Annotated in this window: 7 protein-coding genes and 3 pseudogenes; 4 read left to right on the forward strand and 6 right to left on the reverse strand. The window is 60.4% G+C overall.

Going from position 1 to position 13,718, the window contains the following annotated elements; all coding sequences use genetic code 11:
* Positions 1-125 precede the first annotated feature (125 nt).
* The 5 genes and pseudogenes from HWX25_RS33605 to HWX25_RS30380 form a co-directional block, all read right to left on the reverse strand.
* Positions 126-347: pseudogene (locus HWX25_RS33605) on the reverse strand (PAAR domain-containing protein); the annotation flags it as partial.
* 19 nt (positions 348-366) lie between these two features.
* A complete protein-coding gene (locus HWX25_RS30365) occupies positions 367-1,674 on the reverse strand; it encodes a sel1 repeat family protein (RefSeq protein WP_244138813.1) in 1,308 nt (435 codons plus the stop codon).
* Between the two features lie 3 nt (positions 1,675-1,677).
* Positions 1,678-3,684: a phosphatidylserine/phosphatidylglycerophosphate/cardiolipin synthase family protein gene (locus HWX25_RS30370; protein ID WP_175912215.1), complete on the reverse strand. Its 2,007-nt coding sequence runs from the start codon at positions 3,682-3,684 to the stop codon at positions 1,678-1,680.
* 3 nt (positions 3,685-3,687) lie between these two features.
* Complete coding sequence (vgrG, locus tag HWX25_RS30375; protein WP_175912217.1) at positions 3,688-6,633, reverse strand: type VI secretion system tip protein VgrG; 2,946 nt, start codon at positions 6,631-6,633, stop codon at positions 3,688-3,690.
* A 265-nt stretch (positions 6,634-6,898) separates the two neighbouring features.
* A pseudogene (locus HWX25_RS30380) lies at positions 6,899-7,444 on the reverse strand (ADP-ribosylglycohydrolase family protein); the annotation flags it as partial.
* 406 nt (positions 7,445-7,850) lie between these two features.
* Between HWX25_RS30380 and HWX25_RS33610 the strand changes: the two are divergent.
* The 4 genes and pseudogenes from HWX25_RS33610 to HWX25_RS30395 all read left to right on the forward strand — a co-directional run.
* A pseudogene (locus tag HWX25_RS33610) lies at positions 7,851-7,955 on the forward strand (cyclic pyranopterin monophosphate synthase MoaC); the annotation flags it as partial.
* 218 nt (positions 7,956-8,173) lie between these two features.
* Positions 8,174-10,861, forward strand: a complete 2,688-nt coding sequence (locus tag HWX25_RS30385; RefSeq protein ID WP_175912219.1) for a type VI secretion system Vgr family protein — start codon at positions 8,174-8,176, stop codon at positions 10,859-10,861.
* Positions 10,854-11,801: a hypothetical protein gene (locus tag HWX25_RS30390; RefSeq protein ID WP_059820353.1), complete on the forward strand. Its 948-nt coding sequence runs from the start codon at positions 10,854-10,856 to the stop codon at positions 11,799-11,801. The genes HWX25_RS30385 and HWX25_RS30390 overlap by 8 nt, the downstream gene beginning before the upstream one ends.
* A 79-nt stretch (positions 11,802-11,880) precedes the next feature.
* The gene (locus HWX25_RS30395; RefSeq protein WP_175912235.1) at positions 11,881-13,065 is read left to right on the forward strand and encodes a glycosyl hydrolase; all 1,185 of its coding nucleotides are present in this window, start codon (positions 11,881-11,883) and stop codon (positions 13,063-13,065) included.
* Positions 13,066-13,194: 129 nt separating this feature from the next.
* Here the strand turns inward: HWX25_RS30395 and HWX25_RS30400 are convergent, their stop codons facing one another.
* The gene (locus tag HWX25_RS30400; RefSeq protein ID WP_175912221.1) at positions 13,195-13,545 is read right to left on the reverse strand and encodes a TonB family protein; all 351 of its coding nucleotides are present in this window, start codon (positions 13,543-13,545) and stop codon (positions 13,195-13,197) included.
* Between the last annotated feature and the right edge of the window lie 173 nt (positions 13,546-13,718).

The raw sequence follows: 13,718 nt of genomic DNA on the forward strand, positions 1-13,718 counted from the left end.
ACGCAGGAGGACAACGACCCCGGAAACCCATACACTTATCCACAACCGGTCCTGCTATAGACCGGTCTCCACCCCGGCTCAAAATCCAATCGGCCCGGTGGCTCAAAATTCCGTCGGCGCGGACAACAAAGGTCGTCACTCAGTGCTACACGCCGCCCGTCCGGCCCCGTCATCGGTATCCGTGGGCCATCGCACTGAATCTTGCCAATCGTTTTACACACCGGGCAGAACACATCGTCGTCTTCATGAGCGATGTGTCTGCCGTCGAGGGCGAACGGCGTAGCCTTGGCTTGGACCGTTCCAGCTACGGTCGTGTGATCGCCGTCGAGGATCATGTACCGGGTCATGTCCGTATCGCGCTGAAAATCAAGCTTGGTCGAGGTAAGCCACGAGTTCCCACGCGACAGGTGCCATGTGCTGTCGCGTACCAATCATGCTGTCGAGGACTGCCAGCCGTCGCGGTTCATGCACGATGACAGACGGCAACGCGTCACCCTTTAGAAACCTACGCTTCGCGTCGCCGACCTGACCGGCATCCAGTTTCGCGCACCATACCCCATCTTCCGGGCACTGCTGGCCGGTGTGTGCGACGGTCCCCAGCGGCAGACGTGCCGTAACGGTCTGCGGCTGATCCTGCTGCGAAGTCTTCTCGGTTTTCCCTTCGAGCGGCAATCCAGTTTTCGGATCGAGATTCTGGGACTTCGCCATCGCATTGACCGTCTCGTCCGACGGCTTCTGCGGCGGGACAGCGGCGTCCTGTTCCTTCTGCCATTGAAATGTGCCATCCCACGGCGGAAGCTTCGCAGGCGGAAGCGGCACGATCTTGTCGATGTCCGGAACTTTGGGATTGCGTCCGTCGTTACCGTCGATGAACTTACCGATCAACGCGTAGCGGCGTGCCCGCTCCACATCATTTGGAAGCGACAGATATGAAAGTCGATCAGACGGAGGCGGGGCCTTGAAGCCGTTTTCGAGCGCCAGAGCCGCTTGGGTGCTGCCTGCCGCAACCCCCTTCTGAAACGCATCGACCGCTTCGCTATACGACGCGGTATTTTTCAGATTAATTCCCAACGCGTTGGCTGCCTCACCGTACCCTTGGTCAGTCGCACACCGACGCATCTGGCGCGCAATATCCGGGGCCTTGTCATGAGGGGCCAGCAATTCGGCAACATATGTCTGCGCTTCCGGGCTGCCAAGATCGGCGGCCTTCCTGAAATACCGCAGCGCCATCTCGGCATCTTGCCCCAGTCCATACCCCGTTTCGAGATAGTGGCCGATGTCGTAATAGCCCGATGGGATGCCTTGTTGGATCAGTCGCACAGCAAGCGCAACCGTTTCCTTCGGTGCATCGGGCGAGTCGGCCAAACCGTCAGAAATCAACGACTGAAGATTCTGGTTGGCCTTGTAGTGCCCGTGCGCCGCTGCGATCCGGTAATAGCGCGCAACCTCGTTGAAATCCTTCGGACCGTCCTGCTTTTCCAAAAAACGTGCGTAGCGAAACAGACTGTCAGCCTGCGGATCAAGCGACGGCAAATGATCGGCTTGGTGCGAGCAGGTAAACGCGAGATTCGCACGCACGGCGCTCATGTCGGGCAATGATGTCACTGGCGCTTCCTTTTTCGTACAAGCGCAGGCCACTAGAGCAAGCGCAATGATGATGGCGTATCGGTTCATGAATCAGTCGGAACGGGTGATCTTGTTCGAGGTTCGCATAAAGCCGACTAGAGATGCAGCGGGGGACTGGTCGCCAGCCCTCTGAAAATCGGCGTTGTTGTTGATGAGAAGCTCCCAATTCTTAAACGCTTCTTGGGGATCATCCTGCGCTCCCTTCCCACCAGTGTGCAGATTCCACAACTGTTGCCGCAGCCGCTTCGTCACATCGCCGTGTTCGTGGCAGATGTTGAGTTCGCTGTCCGCTTCCATGCTGCGCGTATTGATGTTCGCCGAACCGATGGTTGTGAACGTGTCGTCAACCGTCATCAGCTTGGCATGTACGTACACCGGCTCCCATTTTCCCGGCGGCGAATCCGGCGCAACCAGTGTACATACATGTACCTTGAGTCCCGGATAGTCGCGGTTCATCACCGGGTGCGCCGGTCCCTTCATCTGCGACTCGATCCCCGCACGCTGCGCCTTGAGTTGATCGACTTTTTGCTTCGCCTGCGCAACCGCCTGCGTGGTCGCCGGTGTGTTCGCCATGCCTTGCATCTGAAGCGCGCCCAGATATTCCTGCCCTGCGTCCTGCTGTTTGCTCACCACGTCGGCAAATTGCTTTCTCAGGTCGGATTGGCGGTCGCTCTCCTGCAAGATGGCTCCCACGCCCGGCATCGATTTCGCCTGCCCCAACGCATCGAGCATGCGATACGTATTCAGCGTTCCCGTACTCACCGCCGCGTCGGTGGAGTTCGTAATGACGAACAGATACACCATGCCGTGCTTACCGGAATCTCGCCCCCACTTCTGTTGCTGCACCGCGACCGCCTTGATCTTTTCCGCGAGCGGCACCCACCGGAAGTACTGATTTTCGATGAAGACGTGCTGCGTCGCGTTATTGACGGCCTGAAGATACAGCTTCTCAATGTCGCGCTTGCCCTTCTGCGACTGCGTGCGCAATATCTGCGACATGACCGGTGTGTCGCCACCCGGATCGATTCGCACCTTCAGTCGCGTGTGCAGACCCTTGCGTTTCTCTGCCAGCCCCTCACCGGTCGCATCGTCCCACGCCTGACAGAAATTGTCGTTCAGATAGCGTAGCACCGGTCCCGTCACCCAAGCCGAAATATCCTGCCATGGCGAAAGCCCGTTGCGGCCCGTCGTCGGCGTCTTGCGCACGTAGCTGTGATCGTTCGAGTCCCAGTACTGGTCGAGCATGTTGTGCCCCATGACGAAGCCACGTGCATTCTCCGGGTCCTCGTAATCGACAAGCACCATCTTCTGGTGATGCGTCGGTTCGGCCAGTCCCATCGATGCGCTGTTCTGCGCGCGCGTCATCACATCGCGGTCCCGGTCCTTTCCATGCCAGAACGTATGCCACGCGATTTCGGCACGATTGACCGCACTGAACCCACGCGTCGCAAAGTCGATGTTTTTGAATGCTTCCTTTTGGTACAACGCGCCCTTGGCTGCAATATATACATCGCGCGGCCCTGCCGGGAGGTTGAGCGTCACGTTGTGCAGGTTCGCGCGCCGGTACCATTCCTCATCGATCTTGCGCTGCTGATCGGTCTGGTAGTCACGCGACATCATCGAGAACTTCTCATACGCGGAATCCGGCAACCGTTGTTTAACATCCGTAGCGATGTCATTGCCGGGCATATTGTTTTCGCTGAGTTCGGATACGAACGCCGGATCGCGCCAGACCAACAACCGCACCTTGACGCCGGCCTCCCCCTTCTGGCGCAGCAGTTCGCCAATGCCGACTCCTTGGCCGTCACGCTTGAACATCATCGAGGGCTGGAAACCCCAGCAGATGATATCGATAGAGTGTCGCGCCTTCGAAATCTGCTCGTACACATGACCAAATGCTTCCTCGCCGTTCACAAGCGGACGAAAGGTCGCAGCGGCAGGGTTGTATTCGGTCTTTTGCACGAACCAACGGAACGTGACGGTTCCGCTGTTCGTATGATTCAGCGCGATGGGCGTCGTTGCGACAAAGACATTCGAAGCAGGTGAACTGTTTGCCATGAACTATGCTTCCGAAGAGGGATTAAGCAGATCGCCATAAACCTGCCTGTGCGTTGCCCGGTCTGCCGCTGCGGTGTCGCTGTCCGGCTGTCCCTCATGGAACTGGATGCCCCGGTTCGCGAGCGCCCCGTTTGCCGCGTCGCGGTACTCGCCCGGCACCGGAATGTCGTGCCGGTCACCGTTCGCCAGTTCAAGCGTGTATTTCTGCGTCGCCACGTGATGATCGATCGGCAACTGTCCGGACTTATCAAACACGCCTTGCTTGACCAGCGCGCCATCGGCATACAGCTTATAGGGCATTCCGACCGGAGCAACACTGGTTGAAGAAGGCGACGCGAACGTGTTCAACGACAACTTCTGGACCGGTGAATCCTTGAACGCCGGGTTCGTGATGTCAACACGTGCGGGGCCGGCGAACGAATAGCTGGCGGCCTTGAAGTCGATCTTGCCCGGCGAGTGGATATTGATGCTTCCGTCCTGGCTGATCTGGATGATTGCGCCGCCGCACAAAATCCGGATTTCCTTACCGGAGGCAACTTCGATGACATCCGTCACGGACCGGATGTGCAACGCCAATTGGGCTGCCAGATCGATCACGCCCGCATGCGCCTGAATATTGATGTCACCCTTACCGGCTATAGCCTTCATGCCGCCGTTCTGCGCAAAGAGGCTGATCACGTTTAGCGCGGCGGCGATCAACGACTGTCCCGACGCGACAGTCGTGGTCTGGCCGCTCACGAGATTGATGAGTTGGTCTGCCGCGAGATGCACCGATTGTTGCGTTGACGCCGCAATTCCCGCTGGGCTATCCAGCAGCATCACGGGTTCCTTGAAAGCGTTCGCGGTGCCTGTTCCACCACCCGACGTGCGACCGCCTTTGGCCTCAGGCGTCTGCGACAATTCCAGCGCGTCCGCAAAATGCTTCAACGCGTCGTGGCCTGACTTGAGGTCCGCTGCCTGATGTCCCTTGCTGGCTTCCGAGAGCGAATCGACCAAATTCCCCGCACGGGACAGTTGCTGGCTTGCCTCTCGCACATCCAGTTGTTCGGCGTCCGGCGACTTGTGCTGCGTGCTGATCGCCATCCCCTGATTCGCGCGCATCGCACCGAACGCATCAGTATGGAGTTTGTAACCAATCCCCCGATAACCACCCCGCGTATTGCCCGTCTGGTCAATCAGATATCCCTGATGGAACAGGTGATAGGTGCCCCCGGTATAACTCGTCAGCCGCTGGCCGCCCTGATGCGTGGAATCGTCGTGGATCAGCGCGTTGTATGCCCCGGTATTGCCAAAACCACGCGATTGCTGCCCCGACTTCAGCACATCGGAATGCCACGGCTGCTGAGTGGTCCCACCGGGCAGCCTACCCAGCACGAACGGGCGATCACAGTCGCCTTGCCAGTAACCAATAGCGACCCATTCGCCCTTACGCGGCACGTGAACCGCACCATAGCCGTCGCCTGTGTCGCCCTGCATGACGCGCATCCATGGGGACGTGTTGTACTCGTCCGGCTTACTCTGCCGGTCCCATGCGAATCGGCCACGAATCTCGTTGTTCTTGTTCGTCCACGCTTCCTCGCCGTTCGGTGCGCCGACGAGCAAATGCTCAACCTGCATCACCGGCTTCTTGTGTTCGAGCGGACTGCGGTACACGACATCGGCGCGCTGGGCTTCGGTCTTCATCAAGAAGAAGCCGACCGAACCGTCATCCGCATGGGTCCGAGACACCGACGCCTGTTCGTATTCCGCCTGAACGCGGTCGAACTCCGGTTGCATGCTGAACGGAAATGCCTCCGCCTGACGGGCGAACGGTACGTTGTTCAGGATGAACCAGTGCGTCTCGACCGCCAGAAATTCCCGGTCCTTCTGATCACTCTCATCGTGACGCGGATGGTCGTTCAGCACGAACCGCGACCCTGCATCGAGCCAGCGCACACCGCCGACGCCGATAAAACGACGGGCCATCGCGTCCCATGCCTGCGTCCGAATCCGCGCACGGCGGCCACCGCTGTCGGAGTCCGGATAGCCCAACGTCGTCGGTTCATACACCGTCGCCGGGACACCCGGAACACTGAGAGTTTCCTTGTCCCGGTAATGCTGGACCGTGTATGTCGTCGCCTCCATCAGACTACTCGTCGCGAAGCTCGTACCCGGTCGATCCTGATCGAACGAGGTGGACTTGAACTCCATTGGCTGTGCAGTCTGCTGCATCACCCACTGCGTCAAGCCATCGATTTCGTCGCCCGCATTGCTTCGGGAATACATGACATCGTGCGCTTCCGGCAACGCCGAGATGCTGTCCACGATCACCAGCATGGTCTTCGGGGGTTCGTTGTCCTTGACGGGTGCATGCTCCCAATAGAAGTACCACCCCTCGTCTTCCAGCAGACGCTGAACGAAATTCAAATCCGATTCGCTCTGTCGCGTGTATGTGCGTGTACTCGGTTGGCTGCTGAGATTGAACCGGTAGTGCCCGCGCAATTGAGGGTATTTGTCGAAGACGGTGCTGATGCTCTGGACAGCGTTCGAGTCCAGCCAGTAATAATCGTCACGACCTTCGCCCAAGAAGAACAGGGTGGACGCGAACTCGATCTGGTAAAGCGAAAGCGCGCCATCGGCTCCCAATCGCCTGATCTGATGCACGAAGCCGTGAATCGGACGATACTCCGCGTCGGCATAACGTGTTGTCGATTGCTGAATCAACAACGATACCTGCTGATGCATCAGTGCGAGCAATTCGATGTCGTCGCGCGCGGATACCGCATCAACAGTCCAGCGATAGTCACGGCCAATCTTCGACCAGCCTTTCGCGCGAACGGGCGTGAGTACGTTATCGCCCAGCGGGGTGCGCAGCATCAGCAAACGACCATGCTGCATGAGGCCACGGTTAATCGCGTCGAAGATTTCGCTGTATCTCAAACTCCCCGAATCTGTCGGTCCGAGTGCCATCTGTTCTTGTCCTTGTCTCTCAGGTTCGACCGTCACGATTCTGAGATAACAGACGGTCCGTCGTAGCGACGTTCATCGCTCAGACGATTCTATCCGGAACAAGGCGAAATCATGACAGTTATACGTTTGCGCAGTGACAATTTGACGATCATTGACGCAAAACTTCGTCAGACTCGGGTCTCTTGTCGATGAAGGCACGCATTTTCTTTCATTTTCATTTATTTTAAATTTCTATTTAATTTCATCCCGCCGTCCCGCCTGACGCCTATGAGATCACCACCGACCGAGCGATCAACGGTTCCACAATCTCGAACCCGCGCATCTGCGACAGCCATCTGCGGGGAATTCCTTCAATACCGAATTTGATACCTGCCCAGCCGCACGCGACCGCCGCTGTTGTATCTGTATCGTGGCCGAACAGGATCGCCGTTCGGGCTACGTCCTCGAACGATTGCTCTTCCATTGCCTGTTTGGCGGACCAGATCGTGTCCAGCACGTAGCCGGTGCCACACGATTGATCGGTCTCCGGGAAACGTCTCAGCACGTCCAGTTCGACCAGAAATGCCTTTCGTTCTGCTTGATCAGGCCAGACACTGTAAACCTCTTCGAGACGCTCATCGGCCCATGTCCAAGCATCGGCCAACCGCTCCAAGTATCCGCGTGCGACAAGGCAGTAGAAAGCACACGCAACCAACGAACGTGGATGTGCGTGCGTCGGCAACGATTGGAGATGGGCGTCAGGGACCAGTGCTTCGTCGGGGCCTGTGTGCCAAAGGGCCAGCGGCAGAACTCGCATTGCCGATCCATTGCCATAGCAGTTGCATCTCGACCTTACGTCCGAACAGGATGGTCAATTCTACGTGAAGGAGATAACTGACGAGAGTAAAGTCACCTGAATCTGTTCGAGCGGCCCTGCGACATCTCGGGCATCGAGACTCGTGTAATGCCGGTGCAGCACGTCGCCACGCTTCGGCGCATACCCCAAAATTCGGCGCAGGATCGCATCAGAGATGCCATGTCGTGCCGCGACACTGGCGTGTCACGTAACCCATCGAGTAAACTCGGGAGCGGCGTTCGAACAGGGGGATTTTCTTGTTCCAAATCTGCTCCAACGCCGCTCCACTCAACCAACTGGATTGGTCGAGACCGAATGCAGCACCGCCCATAAGTCATTGATTTAAAAGACCGTCACCAAAGGCCGCGAGCCGTATCCACACATGTGCAAGGCGGTGGATCGCGGGATGATGATCACCGACGTGAGCGTCAGGGAGAAACGCGGCGGGAAGTCGGGGGACTGGAAAGCGGAGGACGCGGCGGGCTGAGCGGCCGCGGGGGCGGTCGGTTGGGGCCCGGTACGACCCACGCCCGACCGTCGTTCGACTGCATGACGTGCGCGGTCTCCCCTGTCAGGCCCACGCGCTGACCGTATTTGAAATCTCGTTGAAAGGCAAATTCGAGATAACTGCCGTTTATCTCATACAATTACCGGATTCCGCACGGGAGAGCGTGCGACCCAGCACAAAAAAAGCGAGCACGGGTGATGAATTCGCAAGCATTGAGAAACGCGCTGCAGGCCGGGCCGATCCAGGACGAACGACTCGTCAAGCTGGAGACGCCGCTCGGCCCTGACGTCCTGCTGCCCCATCGCGTCAAGGGACGATCGCGGCTCGGGCGTCATTTCGAGTTCACCGTCGACGCCGTGTCGGTGTCCGACGATATCGAGCTCAAGAAGCTGATCGCGCAGCCCGTCACGCTGCGGATCCAGCAGGCCGACAAGTCGTACGCGCCGCACCACGGGTATGTGCACGCGGCCCGCCGGCTCGGGTCGGACAGCGGCCTCACGCACTATCAGATCGTCTTCGCGTCGTTCCTGCACTTCCTGAAGTTCCGCCGCGACCAGCGCATCTGGCAGGACAAACCCGCCGACGAGATCATCGCCGACGTCCTGAACCAGCACCCGCAAGCCAAGGGCTGCTTCGACTTCAGGCTCCACCGGCCGCTGCCGTCGCGCTCGTTCTGCATGCAATACGAGGACGACTGGAACTTCGTGCACCGCCTGCTGGAATCGGAAGGCCTGTACGGTTTCTGGGAGCAGGCGCAAGACGGCAAGTCGCACAAGCTCGTCGTCGTCGACACGATCGACGCGCTGCCCGCGCTGTCGCCGCAGACCCTGCGCTTTCATCACGCCGGCGCACACGACGAGGCCGACACGCTCGTCCAGTTCTCCGGCACGCGCACGCTGCGCAGCGTCGAGCGCACGACGCGCACGTTCGACTACAAACAGCCGCCCACTGCGTCGAATCCGAAGGCAACCCACACGCCGACGATCGCGAACCAGGGCGACCTGCCGCAGCAGCTCGAAGTCTACGAATACACCGGCGCCTACACGTACCCCGAACAGTCTCGCGGCGACCATCTGTCGAAGATCTGGATGGAGGAGCAGGAGTCGCTTGCGAAGCGCTTTCACGGCATCGGCGGCGTCCGGCGCATGGACGCGGGACGCACGTTCGAGCTCGCCGATCACCCCGAACACGACAAGGACGATGCCGGCCGGCGCCGCTTCGCCGTGATCGAGACGGTCTGGCGCATCGCCAACAACCTGCCCGTCGGCAATCGGCAGGCCAGGTTCCCGCATAGCCTGCAGACCGAAATCGACGATCTCGTGCGGGCCGGCGGTGCGGACCTGCCGCACGTCCGGCATCCGGACGGCAGCGAGGGCATTTTTCAGGTCAGCATCGAAGCGCAGCGCACGACGGTGCCGTTCCGCAGCCCGTTCGAACATTCGAAGCCGCCGATGCATCTGCAATCGGCGATCGTCGTCGCGCCGCAAGGCGAGGAAGTCCATACCGACGAACTCAACCGCATCAAGGTCCACTTCCACTGGGATCGTCTCAACGACGGCGACGAGAAGGCCTCGTGCTGGCTGCGCGCCGCCGCGTCGGATTCGGGCAATGGCTATGGCGCCGTTCACCCCCATCGCAGCGGCGAGGAAGTGCTGGTCGATTTCCTCGGCGGCGACTGCGATCGTCCGATCGTCGTCGGAAAGCTGTACAACGGCGCGACCCGTCCGCAATGGCACAGCAACGGGATCCTGTCCGGATACCGGTCCAGGGAATATTCGGGCGCCGGCTTCAACCAGCTGGTGCTCGACGACGCGACGTCGCAGAACCGCGTGCACCTGTACAGCAGCCAGGCAAACACGCACCTGCACCTGGGCTATCTGATCGACCATACGGGCAACGACCGCGGCAGCTATCTCGGCAGCGGCTTCGACCTACGCTCCGACGCATTCGGCGCGGTTCGCGCGAACCGCGGCCTGTACGTCACGACGCATCCGAAACAGCCGGCGAGCCAGCCGCTCGACGTGAAGGAAACGCAAGAGCAGCTCGTCAGGGCGGAAGGCCTGATGGAAGCGATGTCGGAGGTCAGCGCGCAGCATCAGGGCGAGTCGCTCGACGCCGGCCACTCGGCGCTGAAGCAGTTCAGCGACGCGACGCAGAACAGCGTGAGCGGCAGCGCGTCGGGCGGGCGAACCGGCGGCGGCGGAACCGGCAGCGCCAATGCGTTCAAGGAACCCGTGATGCTGTTCGGCAGCCCGGCCGGCATCGCGCTGTCGACGCAGCAATCCGTGCAGTTCGCCGCGGACCGCCACGTCAACTTCGTCAGCGGACAAAGCACGCACGTCGCTGCCGGGAAGTCGCTGATCGCGAGCGTCCTCGACCGGATCAGCCTGTTCGCGCAGAACGCAGGCATGAAGCTGTTCGCCGGCAAGGGCAAGGTGGAAATCCAGGCGCATGCGGACAACATCGAACTGACTGCGCAGAAGGCGCTGAAACTGGTGGCGGCCACGCAGTCGATCGAAGGCGCGGCGGCGAAGGAAATCCTGCTGACGTCCGGCGGCGCCTACATCCGCATCGCGGATGGCAACATCGAGGTGCACGCACCCGGCAAGGTCGACATCAAGGGCGCGCAGCACGTGTTCGACGGCCCCACGCACCTGTCGCAAACCCTGCCGACGTTGCCGAACTCGAGCGGCAACTACGACCAGGCATTCATCGCGCACTGGGCCGGCACCGACATTCCGGTCGCGAACACGCGATACCAGATGTTCTCGAACGGCGCGCTGATCTCGGAAGGCGTCACCAACGCGGCAGGCGAGACGGGGCTCACGCAGAGCCACGTGCCGCATGACGTCATCGTCAAGTTCTTAGGGAAATCGAATGGCTGACGTGCAACAGAAGGACAACGTGCTGGGTACCGGCGCGGGGATGCTGACGCCGACGGGGTACAAGGATCGGCCGAAGGTGGCTATCCAGATCTGCGACAAGCATGTCACGCCGGCGGCGGACTCCATCATCGGTACTTGCCCGTTCTACTACCTGCCGCTTCACGGTGAGTACTGGGAAACGGTCGAGAAGGTCAGCGTGTCGAGCGCATGGGAGACCGTCAAGAAATTCGCAACGTCATGGGATCCGTGGAAAGACAAGAAAGTCGTCCATGAACTGCTGCATCGGCGAGAGGATCTGATCAAACCGAAAAGCATCGATTCGGACTGGTCTCGCCACGGCAATTTCATGATGCGTCATATCGGGTGTGGGCATAAACCGCCCGATTACTATGTGAGTTACGGCTACTACTATTGCTCCGATTACGGCGCCAATCTCTATCCCGCGCTCACGGCAAAAGGAAAGAAATGGCTGGACAACGCACGGTGGTGGCTCCAGAAATACATCGAGATCGGGCTGTCTCAGAACATGCAGGGAAACCAGATCGCATTCAACAGTGCGAAACCGGGAAACGGTAAGCTCTCGATGCAGGTGAAGCGATACGAACTGGAACTGGACAAGGACGGAGACACGTTCAAGACCTTCGCCTTTGTCACTCACCCATTGGCGTACCTGGATGGAGGCCTGGCCGGTCTGCCGGTCTCGGATCTGGTCAAGATCGGCAGACGGCCAAACATAGAGGAATGGGCCGACGAGCGCACGCGCAAACAGGCGATCGACGCTGGCATTCCCGTCGCCAAGGCAAAAGCGCGCGAATGGAGCAAAGACGCGGTCGACAAGGCTCGCGAGTGGGGTTCGGATGCGGCCGACAAGGCTCGCGAGTGGGGTTCGGATGCCGCCGACGAAGTTAACCGCGCGCTCGAACGTTTGCTGAAAAAGTGACATGCGAAAACACAAGCGCTGGAAGTGGATCGCCGGGGGCCTCGTTGCCCTGGCCATTGCAACATACGGGTACGTAAATATGACGACGGGCTGGGAGATGATTTCGACAAGCTTCATGCGGGACGATGCGCCGTATGGCGGCGGCAACTTCCGCATCAGGGGCAATGACGTGATGAGCGTCAAGCTCGCCAATCCCGAAGTGACGTTCAAGCCCCAGGCCGAATCGAACCAGCCGCAGCGGCCCGAACCGACCGAAGCATGGATGAACGACACTGGCGAGTTGCTGAACCGCATGACGATCAGCTTCTTCCGCGGCACCATCGATGGAGGGATGAAGCGCCATTTCCAGCAGGTCGGCCAAGAGGCTGCCTGGTGGTACTCGCCGGACTGGACCGTTCAGTTCATCAGCACGTCATGGATGAACTACAAGGCTCCCGAGGCGCAAGGCGGCGACGCGCCGCAAACCACCAAGCTGTGGAAATCGAGTAATGGCGGCCAGACATGGTCGCAACTGCGCTGGCCCGAGAGTCAGAACATCGGCCGCCTGCTCTTTCTCGATCCGCAGCGTGGCTACGCGGCTGGCTGGGGCCCCCGCGTATGGCGAACCGCGGACGGCGGAAACACGTGGCAAGCGATCGACGTGCCGGCCGATGCACGCGTCGGCAGCGAGACGCGCCACGAATTCAATGCCATCAGCCTAGGCCCGGATGGCGTTCTGCGGATCGCCTACTATGTCGCACAGACTGCCGCAGCACCGGCTCATAGCGTGGTCGACCGGCTCGACTGGGGGCAGCACGCATTCGTGACAGATACGGTGCTTCCAGGCCAAGTCATCACCGCGCTCGACACCACGCCGACCACGCCGGGATCCGAGTCACGCTATTCCGTGTACACGCTGTCGCATCTCGACAAACCGCAGAACGGCGAGGGTCGCGACAACGGTCACCGGACGGGCGCCATTTCCACGTGGACGAACGACCATCCCGAGGTCGTGCAGCAACTGCGCACGTTCGACGAGAAGCTCACACTCGACAGCATGAGCATCGGTCGCAACGGCCTCTTGCTCGTCTATGCAACCGATCCGAACACCGCAAGCGGCGGCGCCGCCGGCGGCGCACCGATCGACCTGACGTTCAGCAGCACCGACGCCGGCAAATCGTGGAATAAAATGACCGACAAGACCGCACAGGGTGGCTACTTCGACGCGCAAACCAACACGCTGTACTGGCTGCATGCCTATACGCTGAAGAAACGGACCTTCTGATCGCGCGCTGAACCCTCGGTGGCCAGCCCTCGCTGCGGCCGCTCGATCGTCAAGATCGCGAACCGCAGCGACATGTCTCGCGCACGACGGCCTTGGTCGCACACACATCACCGGCCACGGTGCCGCCCCTCACTCACCGCGACGCGGCTCGAACACGAACGGTTGTGTCAGCAAGAAAGGATTCGCGGTCGCGCCCGTCTGCGTGCAGGTGGCGTGCGTCATCGCTTCGACTGCCGCGCGATCCGCGGCCGTGTTGCGACTGCTCGTCGTGATCGTGACGTTCTGCGCTTCGCCCGACGTCGTCATCAGCGCGCGCACGAGCACGGTGACGGGACGCGTGAGCGGCTTCGCGCTATCGGGGTAGACGGCACGCGGAATGTGGCACGTCAGCTTGCTGTCCTGCGACGACGACATCATCGCGCAGCCGGAAAACAGCAGGGCGACAGCGGGCAGGATCAGGTAGGTCGAGCGAATAGTCATGGTCGAATATCGTTCTTCAACACTGTTCTGGAGGAGCGCCGCACGCCGGCCGGTATCGTCCGGGATGCACCGCATTGCGCCGCGGCCCTCGGACCGGCGCCCCGTGACGGCCGCGCGACCGAAGGCTGTCCGATCGCGATCCTGCTTGGCGGTTCCCGGAGATCCGGGCGCTG

Origin of the sequence: Burkholderia sp. BCC1640 (genome assembly GCF_902833125.1) — a bacterium.
In the GTDB taxonomy this organism is placed as follows: Bacteria; Pseudomonadota; Gammaproteobacteria; order Burkholderiales; family Burkholderiaceae; genus Burkholderia; species Burkholderia diffusa.